Origin of the sequence: Methylacidiphilum caldifontis (genome assembly GCF_017310505.1) — a bacterium.
In the GTDB taxonomy this organism is placed as follows: domain Bacteria; phylum Verrucomicrobiota; class Verrucomicrobiia; order Methylacidiphilales; family Methylacidiphilaceae; genus Methylacidiphilum; species Methylacidiphilum caldifontis.
This window is the reverse complement of record NZ_CP065957.1, coordinates 1045271-1071077: the sequence shown is the minus strand read 5'-3', so window position 1 is coordinate 1071077 and position 25807 is coordinate 1045271. Positions and strand designations below refer to the sequence as shown.

The 25807-nt window shown below is 41.9% G+C and carries 16 protein-coding genes and 1 tRNA gene; 16 read left to right on the top strand and 1 reads right to left on the bottom strand.

What is annotated here, in order from left to right; all coding sequences use genetic code 11:
- Positions 1–84 precede the first annotated feature (84 nt).
- From IT6_RS05025 to IT6_RS04970, 12 genes are all read left to right on the top strand, one after another.
- On the top strand, positions 85–1896 hold the full coding sequence (locus IT6_RS05025) for a ShlB/FhaC/HecB family protein (protein ID WP_206828310.1): 1812 nt from the start codon (positions 85–87) through the stop codon (positions 1894–1896).
- A 196-nt stretch (positions 1897–2092) separates the two neighbouring features.
- A complete protein-coding gene (locus IT6_RS05020; protein ID WP_206828308.1) occupies positions 2093–4186 on the top strand; it encodes a beta strand repeat-containing protein in 2094 nt (697 codons plus the stop codon).
- A gap of 447 nt (positions 4187–4633) precedes the next feature.
- Positions 4634–6868, top strand: a complete 2235-nt coding sequence (locus IT6_RS05015) for a beta strand repeat-containing protein (protein WP_206828306.1) — start codon at positions 4634–4636, stop codon at positions 6866–6868.
- A 1031-nt stretch (positions 6869–7899) separates the two neighbouring features.
- Positions 7900–9525 (top strand): methyltransferase, encoded by a 1626-nt coding sequence (locus tag IT6_RS05010; protein ID WP_242524366.1) that lies wholly within the window; start codon positions 7900–7902, stop codon positions 9523–9525.
- A gap of 96 nt (positions 9526–9621) precedes the next feature.
- The gene (locus IT6_RS05005; protein WP_206828302.1) at positions 9622–12696 is read left to right on the top strand and encodes a glycosyltransferase; all 3075 of its coding nucleotides are present in this window, start codon (positions 9622–9624) and stop codon (positions 12694–12696) included.
- Complete coding sequence (locus IT6_RS05000; protein WP_206828300.1) at positions 12693–13397, top strand: DUF707 domain-containing protein; 705 nt, start codon at positions 12693–12695, stop codon at positions 13395–13397. The genes IT6_RS05005 and IT6_RS05000 overlap by 4 nt, the downstream gene beginning before the upstream one ends.
- Positions 13390–15147, top strand: coding sequence for a glycosyltransferase family 2 protein (locus IT6_RS04995; RefSeq protein ID WP_206828297.1), 1758 nt, complete (start codon positions 13390–13392; stop codon positions 15145–15147). The genes IT6_RS05000 and IT6_RS04995 overlap by 8 nt, the downstream gene beginning before the upstream one ends.
- Positions 15148–15514: 367 nt before the next feature.
- Positions 15515–16705 carry a class I SAM-dependent methyltransferase gene (locus tag IT6_RS04990; protein WP_206828295.1) on the top strand — a complete coding sequence of 397 codons (1191 nt, stop codon included), beginning with the start codon at positions 15515–15517 and terminating at the stop codon, positions 16703–16705.
- Positions 16706–16732: 27 nt separating this feature from the next.
- On the top strand, positions 16733–18955 hold the full coding sequence (locus tag IT6_RS04985; protein WP_206828293.1) for a filamentous hemagglutinin N-terminal domain-containing protein: 2223 nt from the start codon (positions 16733–16735) through the stop codon (positions 18953–18955).
- A 338-nt stretch (positions 18956–19293) separates the two neighbouring features.
- The gene (locus IT6_RS04980; protein WP_206828290.1) at positions 19294–19980 is read left to right on the top strand and encodes a class I SAM-dependent methyltransferase; all 687 of its coding nucleotides are present in this window, start codon (positions 19294–19296) and stop codon (positions 19978–19980) included.
- A complete protein-coding gene (locus tag IT6_RS04975) occupies positions 19977–21017 on the top strand; it encodes an NAD(P)/FAD-dependent oxidoreductase (RefSeq protein WP_206828289.1) in 1041 nt (346 codons plus the stop codon). Before IT6_RS04980 ends, IT6_RS04975 begins: the two co-directional genes overlap by 4 nt.
- Before the next feature lie 64 nt (positions 21018–21081).
- Entirely contained in the window at positions 21082–22122 is a 1041-nt protein-coding gene (locus IT6_RS04970) for a type III polyketide synthase (protein WP_206828287.1), read from the top strand.
- Between the two features lie 287 nt (positions 22123–22409).
- On the opposite strand, the gene IT6_RS04965 is transcribed toward IT6_RS04970, so the two are convergent.
- Positions 22410–23330: a carbohydrate kinase family protein gene (locus IT6_RS04965; protein WP_206828285.1), complete on the bottom strand. Its 921-nt coding sequence runs from the start codon at positions 23328–23330 to the stop codon at positions 22410–22412.
- Positions 23331–23498: 168 nt separating this feature from the next.
- Here IT6_RS04965 and IT6_RS04960 point away from each other — a divergent pair, with 168 nt between their 5' ends.
- From IT6_RS04960 to IT6_RS04945, 4 genes are all read left to right on the top strand, one after another.
- Positions 23499–24365, top strand: a complete 867-nt coding sequence (locus tag IT6_RS04960) for an NAD(+)/NADH kinase (RefSeq protein WP_206828283.1) — start codon at positions 23499–23501, stop codon at positions 24363–24365.
- Between the two features lie 51 nt (positions 24366–24416).
- Positions 24417–24872, top strand: a complete 456-nt coding sequence (locus IT6_RS04955) for a PTS sugar transporter subunit IIA (RefSeq protein WP_134440311.1) — start codon at positions 24417–24419, stop codon at positions 24870–24872.
- Between the two features lie 71 nt (positions 24873–24943).
- Positions 24944–25035, top strand: a tRNA-Ser gene (locus IT6_RS04950).
- A gap of 524 nt (positions 25036–25559) precedes the next feature.
- Positions 25560–25805 (top strand): HNH endonuclease signature motif containing protein, encoded by a 246-nt coding sequence (locus tag IT6_RS04945; RefSeq protein ID WP_206828281.1) that lies wholly within the window; start codon positions 25560–25562, stop codon positions 25803–25805.
- Positions 25806–25807: the final 2 nt, after the last annotated feature.

Here is a 25807-nt window from a genome sequence, read left to right as displayed (position 1 = left end):
CTTGTAAATTTCTTGGGAAAAAAAATTTAAGCTTAAAAACAGGTTGAAAAGTAAAGGGTTAACTTTTACAAGTAATACTTTCCCATGAGGTTTTTGTTTAAAATCGGTTTTTTGCTCATTTTTTTTTGTTCTTTCTCTTTTGCAGGTGAAGAACAAAACGGCCAAAATGGTTCAAAGACCAATGAATTGACAGAAGAAGCCTTGCCTAGTAATCCTGAAAGGGAAGAAAATCCCATTGCCCAAGCTGATCAACAACCTGAGGTTCTTCCTTTTAATCTTCCCAAAGAAAGGCAACCGGTCAGTTTCGTCAATCCCAGGGAGCTTAAAGCCAAGCCGATCATCGTTTCTGCCCCTCCTTATACCTATGTTGTCACGGGCAATACGGTGCTTTCTAGCGGAACAATTAAAAAAAGCTTAAGGGAGGCGACTGGCCCAGAAGATGCTGTGAATCGACTAAAAACGCTTTACCAGAGGAAGGGCTATTTTCTTGTGACCGTCAGGGCCTATGCCGAAGATCACCAGGTAGAGTTAGAAGTGATCGAAGGAAAAATCAGCGCTATTCATGCAGAAAAACCGCTTAATCTTTTTTACTACGGGTTAAAGAATAGAACAGATGTGCAAACTTCGGATGTGATCCGGGACAACATTAATGCCGAAAACTATGCACGCAGGCAGCAAGAACAGCCTAAAGTCCATTTTGAACCGGGTAAAGATTATGCTACCAGTGAAATGTTCGTGGAATCGCAGCCCGTTCAGACTTTTACGCCCAATGTGCTCGATGAAGCCAAGCCGTGGGATACCTCCGTAATGTTTGGTAACTACGGAACTCGATTTGTTTCTCGGTATTTAACTGATCTTGTGGTCGCTTACAGGCCAGGCTATGGACTACAGATCACGGGAGATCTTTCCGATGGACTGACCGGTTTTGATACCTACAGTAATGGGGGAACTTATTATGCGGGAACCTTTGGTCTTTCCTGGGCTAATCCCTTTGGGGTTTATGGGGTGATGTATAGGCAGATGCATTTTGTGGAGGGACCTAATGCCTTGGGGCTTTTTAACATTCCGGGGATGACCCCTGAGCTAGCCAGTTTTCTGGCCTCGGGAAGCTCGGGTGATCTGCGCTACTGGCAGCTCTATGGACAACAGGTTGCTTATGCCAGTGAATCGATCCGTTGGGGTTTTGATGAGTACATGGCTTTTACCAATTTCCAGGATTATTTTCTTTTTCAACACCTTTATGCTCAAGATTATAATTCTTTTCAGATTGGATCGACCTATACCCAGAATTTTATCGCTTTTGGAAGACCAGCCCATTGGGATGCCGGAGCGCACGTAGTTCATTCCTATGCTCATGGTGGTTTTCAGATCTTAAACCAGAATGTCGATGGTATTCCTGGGGCGCCCAATCCCTATTTTACTTATGAAAAGATCAACCTGGATTATGTGCAGTCTCTTCCTTACGGGATGAATTTCATGGTTTCGGGTTATGGGCAAATTTCGCAAAACACCTTGCCGATCATGGACATGTGGATTTTGGGGGGGATGGGTAATCTTTCGGCTTGGTACCCGGCTGTTCTTTTTGGAGATTCGGGCTTTATAGGGCGAAGCGTTCTTTACTCGCCAACATGGAATCTTGGAGGATTTACCATCAATGCATCGGGATATACGGAATTTGGGGGAAGTCGGTTTAATTTTCTGCCCCAGGGGGCGGTAGCGGCTTGGCAATACCTAGGGGATGTGGGAGTAAGTGTTGACCTGGTCCATCGTTATGGAACAACCCTCAGTGCTTACGCGGCATTTCCGGTGATGTCGATCAATGTGCCGGTTGACCAGAGAAATTATGCCACGGGGGGAAGAGCGGCGATTCTTTTTGTTTTAAGACAGAATTTTTAATTGTTGCTATTCCAAAGAAAATAAAAGAAAGAAGGGTAAAGTCTTGAGAAGGCGGATAGTTTTAAAAAGGAAAGAATCTCAAGGGAAAAAATTTTTTAAAAATTTCTATTTTTTCTTTGACAACTCAAAAAGAAAATGATTAAAGGGAAGATCCTTTCAACAATAAACACTAAAAAGTAAAGGAGGAAACGAGACCGTGAAAAGGAAATTCTTAAAGAAGTTATATAAAGCGCTTTTAATTTTAGCGGCTGGACTTTGGATCGGGTTGGGTGCAAAAAGCTGGGCTGTGCCGGGTGCTGGACAGTTGCCGGGGAATGGAACAACTGTATCGGGAACAGTTAGTAGTTATAGTCCTAGTGCTATACCACCTGGTTATATTAATGCAGCTACTCTGAATGGAAGTGGTAATGCAGCGATTTTGTGGGGTTCTACAGGAACTTTGAATGTAACCGGTTCAGGACCAGGGTTTAATGTGGGATCGGCGGCTTCATTAACTATTACTGGTTTTACTTCTCTTCTCAATGTGGATACGACGGGTAGCCCCTCTTACATTATGGGTGCGATTACTGCTACGGGTATTCCTATTTATGTGGCCAATGGGAGTGGAGTGATTGTTGGTTCAGGAGCAACGATTACGGCGGGGGGCGTTGGTCTTTTGGGATATGATCTCTCGGCCCAGGCGAGTAGTTTTAGTGGAACGGTGAGTGTGACACCGACCATGACTACGGGAGGGGCTGTTACGATTCAATCCGGGGCGAGTATTACTGTAGGAGCCGGAAATACTATACTTGTTGCTGCTCCCCAAGTTAATGTGGCTGTGGCTACTCCTACTTCATTTTCTGGAATGACTTTTTTAGATATTCTTTCGGGATATTCGGTAGCAAGTTATAATGTATCAAATGGTAGCTTTACTGCTGGCTCGATCTCCCCGATTTCCGGGACATCGGGATCGATTACGTTAAGTGGACCTTCATCATTATTTTTTACAGATCCTAGTAGCTCATTTTTATATTCTTCTGGGAATATAACGACAAATGGGAATCTTGTTTTAACAGGTGTGTTAGCTCAATGGGGTACGGGGAATTCTTCTAATCTTGCTGCTTCCACATTTACCAATAATGGAACGATTACAGGAGATTTCTCTTCATCATCTGGTAGCTCTGGTTCATTAGTCAATAATGGATCTATTATAGCAAGTAGTTCTAATATTCATCTTGCTGTAGGTGGAAGTATTACCAACAACGTGGGGGCGACCATTGGATCATCAGGATTTAATACGACTTTGAAAGCTGCGGGTGGGGGAATTAATAACATGGGAACGATAATGGGAAATACGGCTGTCTCCCTTACTGCAAAAAATCCTAACCAGCTTGGTCCTTATACTCTTGGAAGTATAGCGAGCAGTGGGACGATACAAATTACCAATAGCAGTAGTGCCAATCATTTAAGTCTTTCAGCTGATCCAAGTACCGGCTCGATCTATTTAACGGGGCCAGTGAACTTAGCGGGAGCTACTCTTGTCGGTACTACAGCTCATTTTAAAACATCCCCGACTGGCACGATGCTTTTAGGGACCAATCTAACGGCAACCAACGCAGATTTTTTTGTTGGAAATCTGACTGGCTTGGGTGTTTTAACAGCTAACTTTGTTGATTTGGATGTTGCGGGAAATGTAAGAAATGTAGTCAGTCCCACCAATCCTCTTCTTAATGGGTTTAATATTGCCAATGGGCCCTTTGGTTCTACGACTATTGAAATTGATCCGTCTACTGCTATAGGTCCTCATGTTATTAACCTGGCTGTTAATGGTAATGCGGTCATAAATTCGGGTGACACCTCTACGTTTATTAATAGTTTGGCACCAATAGGATTATCTAATGCTGAACCCTATTCGGGAGGGCACTTGCTGGTGAATGCTACAGGCAATTTGACGGTTGGGGGTAGTTTTCCTACCGATTTTGCCTTAAGCACTGATGTTCTTCATCTTGGTCCTTCATTCATCTTTCCTGGTGGGGTATACTTGAAGGCGGGAGGAACCTTGACGGTAAATAACCCGATTGATAATGGTTACACAGCGGTAGCTGGACCGAATTTACAGGGGATATTCCTTTCGGCACCTCAAATCATTGTTAATGCTCCGTTTGTGACCAATGGAAATACTTTTGTTCATACCTCGGTACCAGTGAGTGCAGCGGTTTATGCCGCTACTGAGTCTTCCTTATTCCCTGGGACATATAATGTTGTGATCAAGCCTACTGCTTTGGTGACCAGTCCATTCCCCTGGCAATAAGGCATAAAGGCTAGTGGGGATAGACCCTGTTTGAGATTGAAGGAAAAGGAGGCGGAAGGTTTCCGCCTCCTTTTTTTTATTGAGGATGAAAGGGAGAGGCAAAGTGTAAAAAGGAAATGTTTGGGAAAGAAAAGGTAAAGCAATGGAAATTGGCTTCTTTGGATAGGGATATTCTTAAGGATTTTTTTCTTTAAGCAGGGATTGGATTTGTACCGGCTGGGGTAGCCTGATAAATAAGGCTAGGGAGTTTTGAGTTTCAATTTCCTTTTCATTTATTGGTTTTATCTTTTTTCTTGAGAATATAGAGAGGAAGAATGTAAGTATAAAAAAATAGGAAAACAAAGCTTAGAATATTTTTTTAATTTTTATGTAATACCAAGAAGAAGGAAAACAAAAAATAGATCTGATATAAAATATGAGCTAAAACGTAACGGAGGAAACGAGACCGTGAAAAGGAAATTTTTAAAGAAGTTATATAAAGCGCTTTTAATTTTAGCGGCTGGACTTTGGATCGGGGTGGGGGCAAAAAGCTGGGCTGTGCCTGGAGCTGGTCAATTACCTGGAAACGGGACAATTGTAGCTGGCACTGCGCATTATACAACTATGACACCACCACCAGGATATTCCAATGCTGCTACGCTGTCAGTTATCGGACCTACGGCAATTTTATGGGGGAGTAGTGGGGGGACATTGAATGTTACAGGGAGTGGTCCAGGTTTTAATGTGGGATCTTCTGCTTACTTAAGTATAGGGGGGAATAGCGTATTAAATGTAGACACGACAGGCAGTCCTTCCTACATTATGGGAGCAATACATACATTCAGTGCTACCCCAGTGTATGTGGCTAATGGGAGTGGGGTTATTGTGGGTCCTAATGCTTCAATTACAGCTGCTGGGGGACTTGGACTTTTGGGCTATAATTTGAGTAGTCAAGCTTCGACTTTTAATGGAACTGTGAGTGTGGCGCCCACGACAGTCGGGTCATTTGTTAATGTAGAGTCTGGGGCATCTATTACGGCTTCAGGAGCACATTATGCATCTATATTAATTGCAGCTCCTTCTGTGAATGTGGGGATTGCTACGTCGGGTTCTTTGGTTACGAGTTCTTCTGGAACTGTAAATATTATATCTGGCTATGCATTTAGTGGGTATTATGCTTTTGCTAATACATTTGTGACTTCACCTAGTGTGATAACCAATTCGACTTCTGGGGCAACAGCGGGATCTATTACCATTTCAGGTCCTGCATCTGGTAGTTTTGTTTTTCCAGCTGGCTCGTTTCTTTTGTCTTCTGGGAATATAACGACAAATGGGAATCTTGTTCTTCCTGGTGGGAGTGATATCCAATGGGGCTTAGGCTATGGGAGCATGGGGATGTGGCAAGGTTGGCTATATAATTTGGGTACAATTAGTTTTTCCCAAGCACTGAGTCCTCAGACGGTAAGTTATCATGGATCGCTCTCTAATTCAGGAACAATACTCGGCAATCCCGCAGCAACCCTTCCTGGGATAGTGATATGGGTTACGGGGAGCATCGTTAACCATTCAGGAGCGGTGATGAATGGAGGGAATACGAACGTGGATCTTTGGGCTCAGCAGGGAGCATTGATTAACAAAGGGATAATGTCAGGCTATGACTTTGTTAATTTATTTGCTCAGAATCCGGGTAGATTGAATACGCAATATCCCCTAGGAAGTGTTTATAATAGCGGGCAGATTAATATTACAAGTCCAACGGCCTCGACAGATAGCTTTACCAATCCAGGAAATCTTGCCATAAGCTTATTTGCTCCTCTCTATCCCCACCAGTTAACGGGGATTCCGAACATTAATATATGGGCTTCGAGTGCGACAGGGGATGTATTTTTTGTGGGAGGAGCGCTGAATATTGCTGATCCACATGGCTTACATGCTGTTGCTTTATCTTCGGCAGCAGCGCCACTGTCGACATTTTTCTTAGACATGCCAATTATTTCCCAAGTAGTGAGTTTTAAAGGGGGTAATTTGACGGGTGATGGGGTCCTTACAACAGAAAAGTTTAACCTGACAACGGTGGGGGATGTTCGCAATGTAGTCAGTCCCACCAATGCTCTTCTTAATGGGTTTAATATTGCCAATGGGCACTTTGGTTCTACGGATATAACTATTGATGTGACTAGTGCTCTAGCTCCTCATGTTATTAACCTGGCTGTTAATGGCAATGCGGTCATAAATTCGGATCACAACTCTACGTTTATTAATAAGTCTTTTATACCCACAGGATTAGCCAATGCTGAACCCTATTCGGGAGGGAACTTATTGGTGAATGCTACAGGCAACTTGACGGTTGGGGGTAGTACTCCTATCGATCATGCCTTAAGCACTGATATTCTTCATCTTGGTCCTTCATTCATCTTTCCTGGAGGGGTAGCCTTGAAGGCGGGTGGAACCTTGACGGTGAATGTGCCGATTGATAATGGTTACACAGCAGTGGCTGGACCAAATTTACAGGGGATATTCCTTTCGGCACCTCAAATCATTGTTAATGCCCCGTTTGTGACCGATGGGAATACTCTTGTTCATACCTCGATACCAGTGAGTGCAACGGTTTATGCCGCTACTGAGTCTCCCCTTTTCCCTGGGGTATATAATGCTGTGATCAAACCTACTGCTTTGGTGACCAGTCCATTCCCCTGGCAATAAGGCATAAAGGCTAGTGGGAATAGACCCTGTATGGGATTGAAGAAAAAGGAGGCGGAAGGTTTCCGCCTCTTTTTTTTATTGAGGATGAAAGGGAGAGGCAAAGTGTAAAAAGGAAATGTTTTGGAAAGAAAAGGTAAAGCAATGGAAATTGGCTTCTTTGGATAGGGATATCTTAAGGATTTTTTTTTCTTTAAGCATGGATTGGATTTGTAATGGGTGGGGTAGCCTGGTAAAATAAGGCTAGGGAGTTTTGAGTTTCAATTTCCTTTTCATTTATTGATTTGATCTTTTTTCTTAAGGTTATAAAGGGGAAAAGCTTAAGTCTAAACAAATTAAAATTTCTTTTCCCAATTTTTAATCCTAAGTTTTTTATTTTCAGGACTATTTTGTACTCAATACCTTAAAGACGGATTAAATAGCTTATTAATGTGAAGGGGAAATATTCATCGTCTCCTTAAAAAGGATTAATATGGGGATTAACCATAGGGTATAGTTTTAAACTTTTCCACTTCCCCCCGAACAGTGATCAAGAAGCCTAGAGAAGTCGATAATGAGGTTTTTAGTTTCGTAGGCATTGAGGGGTATGAACATGGCTTTGCTCTTTTTTTTCTAAGCCTACAACTAATCTTTGGCAAATTGGGAATGTAGCCTGAATGTTTCTGGCCTAGGTTCCAGCTTTAATGGAACTCTTCCTATTGCCCAATTTTTTATGGATTAGGACTGAAAAATTATCTCTTAGCTTAGTAGTCTTTTTGTCATTACCCAGCCAGCTGCTTTGATCAGCTTATGGTCTCAGAAGTATTCCATCCATTACGTACAAGGAGTTTTCTTAAGCGCTGGGTCCTCAATGGATAAGATTTCATGGATCGCTCCCTAATTTTGGAAAGGGTGATAAGCAATCCTTTGGCAACACGACCAGGAGTAGAGGATAACCAAAAAATGAAGAAAGCAAAAGGGCATTCCTTTTTATTGAGCAACTTGACAAGGACTTTTCCCTTTTCTATGCTGGATAGACTATCCAGTTATCATTGATGAGATTTAAGGACATTTTTTGGGGTCTTCTTGATCAAAAAGAAAACAAAAGAAAGAGAGAACAGAAGAAGAATAATAATGATATTTCCCAGTTAAAACCTGGGGATCACCATTATAAAGCCTACGTGGGGCATCCTGACCAGTATGATTTTATGGGAGCAACCCAGTTTAGGCTTCTTTGTGCTTTAGGTTTAAGAGCGCATCATAAACTTCTTGACTTTGGCTGTGGTTCTCTTCGCGCCGGCAAGCTTTTTATTCCCTATCTTGAGGAAGGAAATTATTTTGGTATAGAACCTTGTGAATGGTTAATCGAAGAAGCCATCAAAAATGAGATTGGTAGCGATATTATCCAGATAAAAAAACCCCATTTTGATCATAACAAAGATTTCAAAACCGATGTTTTTGGCGTGGATTTCGATTACATTCTTGCTCAGTCGATTTTTTCTCACACAGGAAAGGATCTGATTAAAAAAGCTCTCAAATCCTTTGGCTTGTCTCTTAAGCCACGAGGACTGATTGCTTTAACATTTATAGAGGGAAAGGAGGATTTTGAGGCTGAAGGATGGATTTATCCAGGAATTGTAAGTTACCGGCCATCCACAATCGCCCAGTTGATCGAAGAAGCTTGCCTGTTTTTTGTCCGTTTACCCTGGTATCATCCAAGGCAGAGCTGGTATCTGCTTTCCAAAGATAAAAATAACCTTCCCACTCAAGAGCAACTAGCCTACTTGACGGGGGTTGTATTTAATGAGCCTGCGTTTGAGGAAAGCCACAAAAAAAATCTCCTTGGATTTTATTCTTATCATGCCCTGGATAAAGCTTATTTAGCCCTGGATAAGACCCACCTTCGCCGAACGAAAAATCTCCGGTTAATCCCTACCGAAGAGAACCGGCGAGGGGGAAAATATGCTTATGGGGAATGGGCACAGGTTATTGGGATCTTTCAAACGCTTTTTTATCAACATCTTGATCGCAAGGTAGATAACCACATTTTGGATATGGGTTGTGGAACTGGGATTTTGGCGATTGCCTCTGAGCCTTTCCTGGGGGAAAAAGGAGCCTATTATGGGGTTGATGTTCGGCTTGAGGATATTGAGTTTTGTCGGAGGCATTATCCAGCTGAAAAATTCCATTTTTTCCCTTTAAAGGCAAAAAACCCTCATTATGCTCCTCAAAATGAAACTCAAGATAAACTACCCTTTGAAAACGAATTTTTTGATCTTGTTACAGCCCTCAGCGTTTGGACGCATCTTTCTGAAGAAGATAGTCTTTTTTACTTTTCAGAGATTAGCCGGGTAATGAAGAAAAAAGGCCGAGCGATCATCACTTTTTTTTTGCTTGATCGTGCTTATGACAAAAGCTTGCCCTTTCGGGCAGAAGCAGAAGCAAAATATCATATGACCGCCCAAAACATGTGGATATTTAGTAAACCTGCCTATGATTCTTCTTTCTGGTTCTGCCCAGAATGGGCAAAAGTGCCAGAAGAGGCTATCGGAATTAAAGAAGAAGCTCTTGGGCTGCTTTTGCAAAGGAGTTCTTTAAAAATTCTTTGTCATTATCCTGGAAATTGGAAAGAGATTCCTGGGGTTTTTTTCCAAGACATCATGGTATTTGAAAAAGAATAAAAGAAAAGCTTTTCCTTTTTCTTTTGATATTCAAAAAGACAAAAGCTAATATCTAGTGTTTTAAGCTATAGGCGATTGTTTCATCGAGGTTAGAGGATGGGGCATAGAGAAAAGACCAAAAACGAAAAGAGGCTTATCATCGTCCTGGGAATGCACCGTAGTGGCACGAGTGCTTTAACAAGATCTTTAGTAGAGCTAGGCTTATCGATAGGGGAAAAGATCCTTGAACCTCAACCGGATAATCCGACAGGTTTTTGGGAAGACAAGGACATCATGGAGATCAACGAAGAAATCCTTGCTGCCAGTGGTTCATCCTGGGATAGTTTTGCTCCTCCTTCCCTCGACTTTCATGAGCCCAGGATGGTTGCCCTTCTTAAAAAAGCTGAAGACTTGCTCGAGCAGAAGTTAAAAGGAAAGGATTTTACTTTTAAGGATCCAAGAACCATCCGCCTGCTTCGTTTTTGGCATGCGGTGTTTGAAAAACTCTGCATAAGGCCCTCTTATCTGCTGGTTATTCGCAATCCTTTGAGCGTGGGTTATTCGTTGTATAAGAGAAACCAGTTTCCCGTGGTAAAGTCTTTCTGTCTATGGCTTTCCCATAATGTTTCTCCTTGGCCTTTGTATGCCCCTTTTTTGGAAGCGGTAGTCGATTACGATCAGTTCCTGCAACAGCCTGAAAGGGATCTTCAAAGGATCGCCGAGGTTTTATCGCTGCACTACGATGAAAAAGCTGTTCTAGCTTTAAAAAGAAATTTTCTGAAAGAAGAATACCGGCATGCCCATTTTAAAGACCAGGACCTCGAACAGAATCAAGCGGCTTTTTATCCCCTTGTCGAAAGCTGGAAACTCCTAAAATCGATGACCGTTCATCCCCTTCCCCAACAAGCCAAGGAAGGGATGGATAGGCTTTCCAGGGAGTTTTCGGCTTTCCATGACCTTTTCGGCCTCATTGATTCTTATTACCGAAGACAAAAAGAGATTACTGCTCAGCTATATAGTAAGGAAAAGAAGCTCATTGAAGAACTCCAAGACACAAAACATCAGATCTCAGAACTTAAGGCAAAATTAAAACAAAATCATTTAGTTAGAAATGCTAACCTAAAATTTATAGCTAAAATTTCCAGGGATCTGTTTCATTTAGAGGCTAAAGAGAAGAAAAAAAAATGGGGATGGAGAAAAAAAGAAGAAGTTGATCCGGTTAAGGCAACGGCGATCCGGTTGATCGAATCTGGACTTTTTGATCCCGGTTACTACTGGAGTAGTTATCCCGATGTTGAACAAAGCCAGCTCGATCCGCTTTTGCACTATATTCAATACGGGTGGAAAGAGGGAAGGAACCCTAATGGCTATTTTGACAGCGCCTATTACTTGGAACAGAATGCCGATGTCAAGGCGGCGGGAGTCAATCCGCTACTGCATTTTATTGAACAGGGTTGGAAGGAGGGGCGCAATCCGCATCCCGATTTTGACGTAGGAATTTACCTGGAAACTCATCCAGAAGTAAAGCAGTTGGGAATCAATCCATTGAAGCATTTTTTAGAGAGCATGGAATCCTTGGAGAGCCCTCAAAAGGGCAAAGAAAACTCTCTCCAATGGGGTCAATACTTTAAGATTTTGCGTTCTTCTCTATTTGATCAAGCCTATTACCTCAAGCATAACCCGGATGTGAGAGAGGCGGGGGTTGATCCGCTTTTGCACTATATTCAATACGGGTGGAAAGAGGGAAGGAACCCTAATGGCTATTTTGACAGCGCCTATTACTTGGAACAGAATGCCGATGTCAAGGCGGCGGGAGTCAATCCGCTACTGCATTTTATTGAACAGGGTTGGAAGGAGGGGCGCAATCCGCATCCCGATTTTGATCTGCGTTATTATCTGCGGTGTTATCCAGACGTCAAGGAAGCCCAAGTCAATCCCCTTTGGCATTACCTTGTTTATGGGCAAAAGGAAAATAGGATCATTAGGGGGAAAACAGAACTTTCTTTTTGGGATAACTCCTTTTTAATCGTTCCTCAAAAAAAAGTCCTTCTTTTTACCGACTATCTTCTTGTTCCTGACCGAAGAGGAGGAGATTTTAGAACTTTCGAGATTATAAAAATTATTCGAGAATTGGGATGGGAAGTTTCCCTAGCTACCCTGTTGGATCGAAAAGGGCATGCTAAACTGTTTAAAGAAGAAATTCTGGATGAACAGATTCAACACTACGAAGAGGTTCTTTTTAAAGTAGGGGTTAAAAAGATAATCTACGGAGAAAAAAAGACAGAGAATTTTCTTAGCCAATGGGGAAAGGAGTTTTCTTTAGCCTACGTTTTTTCCCCAACCGTTGCCTACAGCTTCATTCCAATGATTAGAAGTTATGCGACCAATGCTAAGCTCATTTACGACCCGGTGGACCTTGCTTTTGTTAGGTTAGAGAGAGAAGCAACCCTTACGGGAGATTCGGCGGTCAAAAAAGAAGCGGAGCTTGTCCAATTTATCGATAGGGCAAACTTTGTGGGATCGGACGTCGTTGTGGCCATTACCGAGGAGGAGCAAGAAAAGATAAAGGAAGTTGTAAAGGAAGTTGGGGCTCAGACAGAAGTTGTCTGGATTCCTAATATTCATGAGATCTGTCCGCCTACCAATCGGTGGGAAGACCGCAAGGGGATCTTATTCCTTGGCTATTTTGGTCATGCTCCCAATGTAGATGCTTTAAAGTTTTTTATTTCAGAGATGTGGGGAAGCCTCCGGAAAGAGATCCCAGGTTGTACTTTCGATATTGTTGGCAGTTTTCTTGAAGAGTTTGTGTCCAAAGATCTGTTAACCCAACCAGGGATTAATCCGATTGGCTATGTTCGAGAGCTTGGCCCTTATTTTGAGCAGGTAAGGGTATTTGTTTCACCCTTGAGGTTTGGAGCGGGAATGAAAGGCAAAATAGGAATGGCGATGGCTTTTGGGCTTCCTGTTGTCACAACGACCATTGGAGCTGAAGGGATGAAATTGGAAGGGGGAAAGACCGCTTTTATTTGTGATGACAAGGAAGAGTTTATTGAAGCTGTGCTAAAGCTATATAAGGATAAGGGGCTTTGGGAAAGTCTTTCTCAAGCTTCTCTTGAGCATGTAGAGAAGTACTTTTCGAAGCCGGTGGTCAAAGCAAGATTAAAAAAACTTTTTTCCTTTTCTTTGGTATGAATTGCAAGGGGAAGATTGGAGTCATTGGGGTTTATTATTTAAATAGAGCTTCATTGATTAGGCATCTAGTCAAAATTTTAAGTTCTTCGCAAAACTGGGATGTTGAGCAGAGATGGGCAGCATTGGGGCAAGGGGAAATAGATCCTGAACTTAAGGCCTATACCCTAAAAAAAGGAAGTTTCTGGAAGTTTTCTGCGGCTAACCAGCTGATTCCCAAAGAGAGTTCATTTGATTATATCTTTTTATGTGACGATGATGTCGAATTGCCAGATGGTTTTCTTGATCATTACATGGAATGGGTTCTGAAATATGGTTTTGATCTTTCACAGCCTGCCCGCTCTCATCAAAGTTTTATTGATCATCCTTTTACTGAAAAGATCGATGGCATTAAGGCAAGGCTCACTCGATATGTAGAGATAGGCCCTGTGGTTTGTATCAGTAGAAGGGCATTAGAGCTACTCTTTCCTTTTCCTGAATTTCCACCCTCCGGTTGGGGACTCGATTACCACTGGCCTGTGATTCTCCAAAAGTCGGGCCTTAAGTTGGGCATCATTGATCAGGTTAGCTGTATCCATAATTTTAGGATCCCCGTGAAGTACTATGAGCAATCGAATCCTTGGAAAGAGATGGAGTATTTTCTTTCGGTTAATCCCCACTTGAAAAAAGAAGAAGCATTTCAGATCCTTGAAGTTTATGTCTAATTCATCCTCTCCGCTGCTCAGTGTTATTATTCCTACTTTTAATCGGTCAGTCTACCTTCAAAAAGTACTCCATGCGCTGGGTCAGCAAGAGCTGGATCACTCTCTTTTTGAGTTAATTATTATTGATGATGGTGGCAGTGATGATAGCCCTCAAGTTGTCGAAGCTTTTTCAGCTCAGCTGGCTATACGTTATGTCCGCAAGGAACATGCAGCCCAGGCCTCCGCGCGCAACTTAGGGATCTATCTGGCCAAGGGGGAGATATTAGTTTTTCTCGATGACGATGATATTCCTACTTCTTCTTTTCTATCTGAACTGTTGAACTCTCACCGTCGTTATCCTGATCCTTCGGTTGCCGTGCTGGCTTACACGGAGCTTTCGGAAAGGTTGAGATCCGACCCCCTTTTAGTTTATGTCACCGGTGACGGAGGCCAGTATTTTAGCTATCCGGCTTTGACTGATGGGCAAATTTATGATTGGAAAACGTTCTGGTCGGGAAGAATTTCTGTTAAACGATCTTTTCTCATTGAGGGAGGGATTTTTAACCCGATTTTCAGGTTTCTTGAAGATGTAGAACTGGGTTGGAGGCTTTCGAAAAGAGGACTCAAAGTCGTTTATAACAAAAAGGCACGGACCATCCTTGTCAGGAACCCCGGTTTTGAGGGGATCTGCCAGAGGGAAAGATGCAAAGGAAAATACCATTATCTTTTTGGCTATCTTTATGACGATCAAGAGGTAAAAGATTATTCCAGAATCAAGGATTGGCAGAAAAGATGGCTCCAGCTCTATCCTTTTCATGAAAATCTTTATGGTTCAGTCAAAAAGCTTCATGATTGCCTAACTCTAAGAGTAAAAGAAGGCGGGTCCATTGAGGGAAGTCAAAGGACCCTGCTTTATGAATCCTATCAGAAGGTTTTAGAAAGCTTTTTTTACAAGGGCATGAGTGAAGGAGCGGAGTTGGTCTTGGAACTAGGGGAAAAGGGCTATCTTGCCCAGCAGCACCATAGAAAGTTAATCGTTCCCTTGCCTCAGAGAGGCCTGCCCATTCTGGCTTCAATGCCCTTGGCGCAAGAAAACTTCTCGACGACTCTTCTCGATGAGATATACAGAGCCTATGCAAAAAACATAGCGTTGAGAGCAGGGGGAGAAGTCGATTATGAAGGGGAAATAGACAAAAATCTTGCTGAATATCTGTGGGAAACGATTCCCGAAGGAAGCAAGACCATCGAGGTGGATGGATTGATCGCTACCCTGATTTTTATCAACAAAAAGATGGATCATACCGTTTTGCTTTCTAAGGCGCAGTGGGAAGCCCCTCTCCAGGATTATTTGAAAACAACTAACTGCTTTTCTGATCGATTAAGAATAGAAAGAGGGCCTACCGAAAAAATACTTCCCGGGCTAGGGCAAAGGGGTTATGACGTAGCCATTTTGCATGGCAAAAAGGGTTTTCCTTATCCTTTCATGGAATTTCTTTATCTTTCAAAGGGGTTAAAGGAAAAGGGGCTTTTGATTATTAATGATAATTTTCTTTATGGTTGTGCTTTATTGTGTCAATTTTTGCGGTTATTGGAAAAAGAGTGGAAACTGGAAAAAGTCTTCTCTGGTGCGATGATCTTTAGAAAATTAAAAGAACCAAGCCAAGAAGAAAGAGAATCGATTAAACCCATTGATCTTTGGGGAGAGGAAAAGATCTTTACAATCCTTGGTCCTTATTGGAGGGAGACTTTTAAAGGGGAAAAGGATTTTTAAAATAACAAAAAAAAAATTCCATTGTTGTTTTCATGGTCCAAAGACAAAGAAAACCGCTTATTACCGATTAGCCTGGGCATGGGAAAATATCTTTTGCTTCTTATCCCTTTGTTTTTCTTTTGAAATTGGGGAAACTTAAAAAAGCCAAGCTTTTTTTCCTGACTAATTTTCTTAGGATTTTTTTCTTGAAGTAGTCCTTCTGCTTTCTGGATAGAAGGTTGAGACTAATAACAGACCTAATGGAAAAGAGTATTGGCTTTAAAAAGATGAAAAAAAACCAGTCGAAAAAAAATTGTTCTAAAATAGCCATTTTATCTATAAAATCTTAAGATGGCTATTTTTGGATCAATCTTTTTGGGGCAAGTTGATGACCAAGGCCTATTACTATAAGATAGAAGAGCCTTGCTCTTCTTTCCTTTTTCTACCTAACCGGCAATTTTTCATTAAAGGCTATTTTTTTGATTCCCAGGGAAGGGCTGCCGAAGAGCTTCGGGTGATCATCAAAAAAGAGGTTTATTTTACCAGAAAAGCTCAACGCTTGGATGTCCAACATAGATATAAGCAAAAAGGTAAAGAAATTGATCCGCTGAGCGGTTTTGAGCTAGAAATAGAGCTGAGTCGGGGTTTTAAAACTCTATGGCTTTTAGCTCGTAGCCAATCGGGAGATTGGATAAGATTGGCAAAATTTTATGCTTTGGTTTCAAAGAAAAAGGATAATGTTCAAAAAGAAGCAGAGGGAGGTTTTGTGGAAGTTGAAGATTGGTATCCTTACGGAGCGACTCTTGAGCCTCGGTGGAACTATGAAAAAAGTGGGCATCCCTTGATTACCGCCCTTCTTGAATCGAAGCTTCCGATCTTCGAGCAATATCTTATCGATTGGAAAAATTTTATTGCTGATTTTCTTTTGATCAGTCCTGTTCCTCCTTCGGATAACCTTTCCCCATTCTGGCACAATAGATGGTTTGATAGCCTGGATGCGATCTCTCTTTTTGGGATGATAGCCCAACAAAAACCAAAGATATTCCTGGAAATTGGCTCAGGTTATTCTACCCGATTTGCCTATAGGGCAAAAAAAGCCTACAGTCCCCGAACAAAGATACTGACAATAGATCCTGAACCCAGGACAGCAGTAGAGCAGTTAGTCGATGAAACTTTCCGGTCGGCACTTCAAAGCTGTCCCCTTTCTCTATTTGAACAACTGGAAGGAGGGGATATTTTATTTCTGGATGGATCGCACCGGGTTCTTCAGGGATCCGATGTGACGGTCTTTTTCCTTGAAATTTTACCGGCCCTTAAACCCGGGGTCATCATTCATCTCCATGACATATTCTGGCCTGAGGATTATCCGAAAGATTGGTCAAAAAGGTACTATTCTGAACAGTATCTATTAGGTTCTCTTCTCCTTTTTTCCCAAGAGAAGTTCGAAGTCTTGTTTGCTTCTCATTTTGTTTCGAAACAGGCTAAGTTGGTTAAAATTTTCGCTGAGTTATGGGAGGCTCCCCAGCTTAAGGGATTAAAGCCCTTAGGCGGCTCATTCTGGTTTAGGAAAAAAAGCTAAAGGTTGGCTCTTTTTCATCTCTGGAAGATGAAAAAAAATACGTTGACATTTTTTATTCTTTTTGCCGTAATAGCTTTCACTCTTTTTCTCAATGGGAAAAGGGATACCTATGACAAAGGAAAATTCTTGGGGGGAAAAATGAATAAGAACTTTTTGAAAAAATTAAGGAAGTTTCTTTTTTTATCTCTATTTTTAGTTAGCCTTTGTAGTCAGAAGCTTTTAGCTTTTATTCCTCCTGCTCCGAACCAACTCCCTGGTCATGGGCAAGTAGTGAGTGGGTCGGCGACGTTGAACCCGCCTGGAAACTCTCTTCATGTGGATAGTCCATTTACCTCTATACTATGGGGAGGTCCAGCTTATAATTTAAATGTCAATCAGCCCCCAGGGTTTAATGTGGGCTCAGCTGCTCACTTTGGGATCGTTAAAAATTTTCCTGGTCCAACCATAGCGACATTATTAAATGTAGACGTCAGTGGCAATCCCTCCCAGATCTATGGGAATATCACCGTGGCAGGTGATGTTGTCTTCTTTTTAGCAAACGGCAGTGGGATCATCGTGGGACCCTCAGGGACGATCAATGCTCCAGCTGGAATAGGTCTTTTTGGTTATTCGATAAATCCCTCCAATTTTGGAGGTTCCGTGAGCATTGCCAAAGATACGCCGGGCAGTTTCGTTACGGTGATGAATGGGGCAACATTGAGATCCGAAAAGCCTGGGGCGATGATTCTGATTGCAGCTCCTTCCTCGGTAAACATTGCAGCTTTAAAAGGGGAACCTGGGGAAGGAGGGATTGTGGCTAAGGGAGGAGTAAGCCTGATCACTGGCTATGCCATTAATGCCAGTGCACAGGGCTTTACAATTCCAGCCAATGGTGCCTTTAGTGTTCTGGGTAGCTTAAATATTCATGGGTCAGAAGATGAAAACCCTTTTGTGATCGCTACAGCGATTAGCAATGGAAGTATCAATATAACGGGAGGCAATGTGGTATTACCTCCTACTGGAGCTCCTGGTTATGGAAGCCTGGTTTGGTCCACGGTTTTAGCTAATCATGGGACGTTAGCCTTTTCGGGTCCTTTGACTATTGCGAACAGGCAGTACAGTGGTTCTCTATACAATTATGGCTCGATTGTATCTTTTGAAGACCAACCGATCGTCATCAATGTCAATGGTTCTATCATTAATTATGGGTCAATTACGGGTGGGCAGGAAAGCGAAGATGTTGATCAGAACGTTACTTTAAGAGCTTGGCAAGGTGGGATTGCCAACTACGGCACGATCAGCGGTCATGATGAAATTATAGTGGCGGCTACTAATCCTTCGGGAACAGGAATTTTTCCTAAAGGGGGGGTATTTTCGAATGGAACGATCTCTTTTAGCGCTGAGGATTCCCCAACGACTTTTATTTTCCGTAGTGCAACAGGACCTGGTTATTTAGGAGGAACAGTAAGTTATTCTTCAGAAAATGGGCTTACCAATGTTTTTTTGGGTAGCGGGTTTTCTCCCGGATATCCTTTTGTGCTAGCTACCAATCTCTTAGCTCAAAATGTATCTTTTACTGGAGGTAGTCTTGTGGGTGGGGCTGTTTTGACGGTTCAATCGCTTGATCTTACCCTCAGTGGTAATGTCAATCATTTCGTTTCAAAATCCAATCCCTTGTTGAATGGTTTCCAGTTAGCCAACGGGCCCTTTAGCTCTACTAACATTACACTGAATGCGGATGGGACAGGACCTCAGTTCATCAATTTAGCGGTAAATGGGAATGCGGTGATTAACTCAGGCAATACTTCTACCTTTATGGAGCAGGCCACAGTCAACGGCGTTCAGGGATTAACCTTAACCGTTCCCAATGCGGGTGGTAATCTTCTTCTCAATGTGAGTGGGAATTTGACGGTCAATCCAGGAAATCCTTCTCAATTTGCGATGAGCAGGGATATCCTTGGCTTTCCCGGTTTTGTATTTCCAGGTGGTATCGCGATGAAAGCCGGAGGATCGCTTACAGTCAATGCGTCTTTGGATAATGGCTATTCTCCTTCAGCAGGAACTAATTATCAGGGGATTTTCCTTTCGGGATCTTCTCTAGCTGTAGCTTCTCCTTTTGTCACCAATGGAAATACCCTAGTTACAGTTTCATCTCCGGTTAGTCAGGGGGTTTATGCAGTAACCCCGATTTCTTCCTCTAACCCGACTGTATATACAGTCGGATTGAAACCTTCCGGCCTTGTAGTAGGACCTTTTCCTTGGAGCCCCTAATCGAGTAGATTAAGCTAATCGGGGCATAGAGAGAGAGTTAAAAGAAGAGTTTTTGTTCTCTCTTCTCTGGACTAGGTTGGTCCTATTGCTTTGGGAACCGTATCAAGAATAAAGCCCGGGGGGGGGACTGCCAAAGGGCAAATCCCTTAAATGGGTAGACTGGGAATGGATTGCAGCTAAGACCGAGTTGTCCTTTTGATCGGGTTGTAATGAAGTTTTTAGGAGGTTAGAACCCATCTTCTGCTTTGTGAATTAACCTATTGCGAAGGGCAAGCCATTGGATAAGGTAATGGGCAGAAGGATCTTTTTTTTCCCCAAGAGTTGGGATAAACCAAGCCATGGAAAGAAAGCTTGAAGAGATGGAGTACCTGGACATTTTTCCCCCTGACTCGGTTGAAGCGATAAAGGGCAGAAGGGGCCTTAAGAAAATTAATTTTATAATGGGCAATTTCTTTTGGTTTAAAAGGAAAGTTAAAAATAGCCTTTCTTTTTTGGATAAGCCAGCAGTTTTCCTGGAGATAGGGGCAGGAGATGGTTCCTTAGGCCAATTTCTTTATCGAGATAGCCTCCTTAGGCAGAAGATGAACTTAACCGGATTGGATCGAATCCCAAGACCGCAAGGTTGGCCAAAAGACTGGAATTGGATAAGGATGGATCTCTTTGAGTTTATAAAATGCAAGGATTTTGTCGATTCCTCTTCTTTTCAGGGCATTCTAGCGAACATGGTGCTTCATCATTTTTCCTCTTCTCAATTGGAGGGGTTGGGAGAGTGGATAAACAAAATAAAGCCTTCGTTTCTTTTTTTTTGTGAGCCTTTGCGTAGCGGGTTAACTTTGGTTGAACTCTCCTTGCTGCGGTTAGTAGGGCTTAACCCGATTACTTTTCATGACGGCTTGTTAAGCATTAAAAGTGGATTTTATGGTGATGAACTTCCTGTTTTTCTTGGTCTTCATCGAGTTGATTGGCCCTATCAAATAAAGATGACTTGGTTAGGTGCTTATAGGTTTGAAGCGATTGTAAAGTGAAACCCATCACTATCATAGGCGGAGGGATCGCAGGGCTTTCTCTGGGAATCTGCTTGCGTAGGTTTGATATCCCTGTATGGGTTTATGAAGCTTGTGATTATCCCCTTAAAAAGGTCTGCGGAGAGTTTCTTTCTGGACTTCCCTTCTGGGTTATACAGAAACTAGGGATTGAAGATATTTTAGAAAAGTTTCCCAAAGCTCAAGAAGCCAGTTTTACCATAGGAGATAAAAGAAAGTTTTTCTTGAAATTTCCTTTTCCTGTTTATCTTACTCCGAGAGAAAACCTGGACAGCCTGCTGGCTTACCGCTTTATGGATTGTGGAGGGATCCTTTATACGAGATCCTACTGCTCTCCTTCTTTTAAAGAAGGGATGGTGATTGCTTGCGGCAAAAAAAAGGAAGCGGGTGAATGGATCGGCTTAAAAGTCCATCTTCAAGGAGTAAAACTTGATCACGATCTAGAGATGTATGCAGCGACTCAGGGTTATCTGGGATTTTGCAAAATCGATAGCCAAACAGTAAATCTATGCGGGCTCTTTAAGAAATGCAAAGTTTCAGCTACTTCCAAAAAAGATCTGTTCGCAGGTTATCTTAGGGTATTGAACTTGAATAAACCTTACCTTTATTTTGAAAAAAGCCAGTTTTTAGAGGAGAGTTTTGCAGCTGTTCCTTCTTTTTCTCTGGGATTTCTACAACCTAACCAACAAGTTGTCAAAATTGGAGATAGTTTTGTGACCGTCCCCCCTTTTATGGGTAATGGTATGGCGATGGCTATGGAATCAGCAGCCATAGCTGCAGACGATCTTGTACTTTATGCTCTGGGAAAACTCAGTTGGCTTCAAGCGGTAGAAAGCATTAATCAGAAACTTAAAAAGCGATTTTCTTTGCGGGTTTATCTTGGTCTTTGTTTACATCCACTACTTCTGAATGAACAAGAATTGCTTCTTCATTTTCTTACTCAGAACAGTGTTGTCAAAAGCCTTTACAAGCTCACCCGAGCCAAGGATCATTTCTCGTTTTTTGATAGAAAAGGATAAGCTAAGATGGAAAAAAAACTCATCCATAAGGCAGTTTTTCACTATATTTTTAATAGTCTAAAATATGTTTCTACAATCTATATTCTCCTTGGTCCCAGAACAGGGATACAAGCAGTCTGAATGTTGGGAGATTTTTAGTCGCTCTCGAGTAGCACGTACCCTGAAAGCATCTTCTGTTGATCTGGTAAAGAAAATTCTTCTAGGCGACAGTTGGATAGACAAAAGACATTTTGCAGTCGATCCCATTGAAATGGTCTTTGATATGTCGGCAGAAAGCTTGAACAAGAAATTTGAAGAACTGGCTCCAAAATTAGCGGCTAAAACACTCTGTGAAGTTCTTGAAAGATCTGAACTCAGGCCTTCTGATCTCGATGCCCTTTTTGTTTGTACCTGTACAGGTTACCTCTGTCCAGGACTTTCTAGCCATATTGCTGAAAGAGTAGGAATGCGGGCGGACAGTTTTCTTATAGATATCGTTGGACATGGCTGTGGAGCGGCTTTGCCTACACTTCATGCCGTAAAAAGTTTTTTGAATGAAAATCCAAGTTGTTATGCTGCCGCAGTTTCTGTTGAGCTTTCCTCTACTGCCTTTTATGTTGATGATGATCCGGGTTGTTTGGTTAGTATGTGTATTTTTGCCGATGGATGTTGTGCTACCCTTTGGCATGGATCAAAAGAAGGATTAGGATGGCAAAGTAAGGATTTTTTTTCACTTCATATTCCCAAAAACAGAGAACTGCTACGCTTTGAGAATGCTTATGGAAAACTGCGTAATAAACTTCATCGAACTGTTCCGGTATTAGCTGCGGGAGCAGTTTTTGAACTTTATAAAAAGTATGAGGATAATCCTTCGGTCCATTGCCGGAAGCTTATTGTTCATCCTGGGGGAAAAGAAGTGCTTATTGAGCTCAAAAAGAGGTTCCCTGCCAATCGCTTTGAAGAAAGTGCTGAGGTCCTAAGAGATTACGGTAATATGAGCAGTCCTTCTGTTTTGTTCGCTTTTCAAAAAGGGATTGAACTTCAACTCAAAGAAAAAGAGATATTGCTTTTTAGTTTTGGAGCAGGTTTTTCTTGTCATGGTTGCCGGATGAGTCGTGTTAACTAGGGCCATTAAGATTTTTAAAAAGTTTTTGTGAGCAGTTTCAGCTTTTTTAAAAATTGTATAAATTTTTACCTGTTGATTCCCTTCTATTTTGAAGATTTGCTGCGCTCTTTTCAGATCTCCGGCAAGAACTTAAGTCTTTCTTTGGTTTTAGCTTAATTTCAACTTATTTTTGAATGGTTCATGTTTTGGGCAAATTTTCAATTTCAACTATTGTAGCAATATTTAGAGGTAAAAAAGCTTTTAAAAGGCAACGACAACAGCCTTGATTGTTATTTTTGTAGATGCTCCTAAAAGGGGAAAAGGAGAAAATCTTCAAGCTTAATTTTTTTTAACCAATTTTCAACTTCTTCTTTAGATGGAAAAGAGGTTCTTGCACCTTTGCGAGTACAGCTTAATCCGGCTGCAACCGTGGAAAAAAGAAGCAGGCTATTCCACTCCATTCCATGGGCTAGGCCAAGGGAAAAAGCCCCATGGAAAACATCTCCTGCACCATTGGTATCTACAGGTTTAATGGGCAAGCTTTTTATCATCCCCTTTTTGTTTGCATGACTCCAAAACAGACCCATTTCTCCAAGGGTAACGACGAGATGGGAATAGAGTTTTGATGATTTTTCAAAAGCTGCCTTTGGATCCTTTACTGCTGTGAGTTGTTGGATAAACTTTTCTGAAGCGACGAGGTAATCGACCTGTGGAGCAAGTAACGAGCTGCCTTCATGCAATGAACCAGCATCAAGCACGGTCGGAATGCCTTCTTCTTTAGCCCTGTTTAGGAATTTCAAAGAAACCGCTGGCTCATGCCCATCAAAAAGAATAACCTTAGGTCTTATAGCAAAAATGTCGATCTCTCCAGGGTCCAGGCATGGAGTCTTTTTTCTATAATTGACGACGGCCCTTTGCCCGCTAGGTTTAACAAGGCAACAGGCAACCGGAGTTGGATATTCTTTTCTTATCAAGAGGGAAGTATCCACTCCTTCATCTCTAAATTCCTTGCTAATCATTTCTCCTAAGGGATCTAAACCTGCATACCCGCAAAACGCTGATTTGCCTCCAAGCCTGCTAACCGCTACCGCGGCGTTTGCTGCAGGTCCTCCTCCACAAAGGATAAGGTCTGTGGCTGTAGTCTTTTCATCGCTTTGCGGGTCGTTCTCTACGAAAAAGGAGAGGTCATAACAGCTATGCCCGATAGCAAGGACATCCACGTTCTTCATTGGAAAAAAATTTTACGGATGAGTAGAAAAAGAAAAAGATTCTTTTGAGATGAACAACAAAAGAAAAAATCAAGAGCAGGTTTTTTTTTAAAGGATAAAAAGATTGCGGATGTCTGGGAACGACTTATTGTGGATATAGAAGAAAGAAGAATCTTCCTTTCTAAAGCTATGTCTTTACGAGTCGGCCTTTTTGTCAATAAAGAGAAAAGAGGTGCTCTTGAACTTCTCCTAGAGCTTCTTGAATATTTTAAGAAACACAATGTCTGTTTTTCACTTGAAGATTCTACGGCAAGACTGGTAGGACTAAAGGGTGTTTCCTTAAGCCAAATTTCTACTGAAGTGGATCTAATCCTGGCAGCAGGTGGAGATGGAACAATTATTCGCATAGCCCATGAAATTTTTCCATCGCAAGTGCCTATTTTCGGGGTAAATACAGGCAGTCTTGGATTTTTAACAGCGGTTTCCAGAGATGAAATTATTCCTGAGCTACCCAAAATTTTAACTGGTCATTTTAGAAAAAGTCCACGAATGGTTCTTAAAGCTATAGGCAGTGCCTATGGAAAAGATTTTGAGATTCCTTGTTCTCTCAATGATATTGTGCTTTTCAGGGGATCTTTTTCCCACATGACTACTATCGATGTCTTTGCCCAAGGAAACCTAGTAACCGAATATCAATCCGATGGTCTTGTTATTGCAACACCTACCGGATCCACTGCTTATGCCTTGTCTACTGGAGGGCCTATTGTTGTTCCTGAATCGAAGGTTTTTAGTCTAAATCCTATCTGTCCCCATACCCTGACAAATAGGAGCTTGGTCTTTGCCGAGGAGATGGTTTTACGCTTTTCTATCCCTTTGGGGGGAGGACCGGTGCGGCTTGAATATGATGGGATAGCTTATGGAGATCTTCATCCAGGGGATTGGCTTCAGGTTGAAGCTAGACCAGAAAGCGTGGTCCTGGGATTTCTTGAAGAGAGAGATTTTTTTGAAATATTAAGGAAAAAGCTAAGATGGAGCGGTGCTGCTGTCGAGGACTAATGAGGTATTTGTCCGGCATGAATGTTCTGTGGTTTTTACGGAGAGACAACGATGAACCTATCCGATATTTTGACTCAGGACCGAGTCCTTCTTAACCTAACAGCTTCTGACAGGTTCGAAGCAATAACAAAAGTTGTCCAGATCCTTTCGAATGCTCCCCAGCTTCAATCTTTTGAGCCTTTTTTGAATGCTGTTATAGAAGCTGAGAAAGCGGGCTTAACATGGTTTGAACAGGAGGTTGCTTTCCCACATATCCGAAGCGAACTGGTAAAGGAACTTGTCATAGCGGTAGGTTTTTTCCCCTCAGGAGTATTCTTTAGGGAAAATGCTCCTCTGGTCCAATTGATTTTCGTAATCGGTGCCCCTAAGAAAATTAGTACAACCGATATCGTCGTGGTAGGTTCCCTTGCCAGAATTGTATCAAAAAATAAAAACCGCCTGCTTAGAGTCAAAAGTGTTGAAGAGTTCGTTGCTCTTATCAGCGAATGTGAAAAACAGCTTCAATAAACTATGGTTGCATGAAATTAACTTTTTTCTTTCTTTTTTATGATTATATAGTGTTGGTTTGAAGCTATCAGGGACAGGTGGCTGAGAGGTTTAAAGCACTCAACTCGAAATTGAGAATGGGGCTAAAACCCCATCGCGGGTTCGAATCCCGCCCTGTCCGCCAAATTTTACTTTCGGAAGATTGTAAGTGCATCTCAAGGCAAAACCGCATGGCACGCCATTTTATGGCGATTTTAAAAGGAATTTCGACATTAAGGTCGAGCGTCCGCTCGGCAATGCGAGGTTCAAACCAATCTTTTTCAGGAAATCTTGACACTGCTCGGGATTCCCTTGCAAAGGTATATTTTCAGCTTGGTTGGTGGCTTTTATGAACCGGATCAAGGGGTCGAACCGATTATCATTCTTTTAATCAAAAGAGACAAATAAACTCATTGTGATTTTTAAAGCCTGCGCCGCTCAAAGCTGCGAGTAAATCGAGTATTGATGGCCAACCTCCTGAACAGGAATATCTCGTTATGTCGCACAAAGACTTAAAGAAAAAAGACCAGCTTGAGTTTGATGGTATAATGAATATTGCGCGAATATCCACTGAGATGCGAGGATCAAATGTTATAATAGCTGTGTATAATTTTCTGACATTTTTATTGACAAGAAATCCTGCACAGTTATATTATGGTTTCGAAAAATATGATTGAAGAAGTTTGGGAAAAAGCAAAACCCATACCCGGAAAAAATCCTAAGGTATGGCGCAAAGATAACTATGGAAATATAATTCGTTTTGATTCTTATGGAACAAATGGTGAATATGGGTGGGAAATCGACCATAAGAATCCAAAGGACAAAGGGGGAAGTGATAATTTGAGAAATCTGCAACCCCTTCATTGGCAAGAAAACCGCAAGAAGGGTACAAAAGCTCAACATAAAGGGAAATAGCC

Excerpts from the sequence above, each read along its gene's own strand:
- IT6_RS04960 (WP_206828283.1), top strand. The coding sequence starts at position 23,499 with ATGTCTTTACGAGTCGGCCTTTTTGTCAATAAAGAGAAAAGAGGTGCT.
- IT6_RS04990 (WP_206828295.1), top strand. The coding sequence starts at position 15,515 with ATGACCAAGGCCTATTACTATAAGATAGAAGAGCCTTGCTCTTCTTTC.
- IT6_RS05025 (WP_206828310.1), top strand. The coding sequence starts at position 85 with ATGAGGTTTTTGTTTAAAATCGGTTTTTTGCTCATTTTTTTTTGTTCT.
- IT6_RS04955 (WP_134440311.1), top strand. The coding sequence starts at position 24,417 with ATGAACCTATCCGATATTTTGACTCAGGACCGAGTCCTTCTTAACCTA.
- IT6_RS04985 (WP_206828293.1), top strand. The coding sequence starts at position 16,733 with ATGAAAAAAAATACGTTGACATTTTTTATTCTTTTTGCCGTAATAGCT.
- IT6_RS04970 (WP_206828287.1), top strand. The coding sequence starts at position 21,082 with ATGTTTCTACAATCTATATTCTCCTTGGTCCCAGAACAGGGATACAAG.
- IT6_RS04980 (WP_206828290.1), top strand. The coding sequence starts at position 19,294 with ATGGAAAGAAAGCTTGAAGAGATGGAGTACCTGGACATTTTTCCCCCT.
- IT6_RS05005 (WP_206828302.1), top strand. The coding sequence starts at position 9,622 with ATGGGGCATAGAGAAAAGACCAAAAACGAAAAGAGGCTTATCATCGTC.
- IT6_RS05000 (WP_206828300.1), top strand. The coding sequence starts at position 12,693 with ATGAATTGCAAGGGGAAGATTGGAGTCATTGGGGTTTATTATTTAAAT.
- IT6_RS04995 (WP_206828297.1), top strand. The coding sequence starts at position 13,390 with ATGTCTAATTCATCCTCTCCGCTGCTCAGTGTTATTATTCCTACTTTT.
- IT6_RS04945 (WP_206828281.1), top strand. The coding sequence starts at position 25,560 with ATGATTGAAGAAGTTTGGGAAAAAGCAAAACCCATACCCGGAAAAAAT.
- IT6_RS05010 (WP_242524366.1), top strand. The coding sequence starts at position 7,900 with ATGAGATTTAAGGACATTTTTTGGGGTCTTCTTGATCAAAAAGAAAAC.
- IT6_RS04965 (WP_206828285.1), bottom strand. The coding sequence starts at position 23,330 with ATGAAGAACGTGGATGTCCTTGCTATCGGGCATAGCTGTTATGACCTC.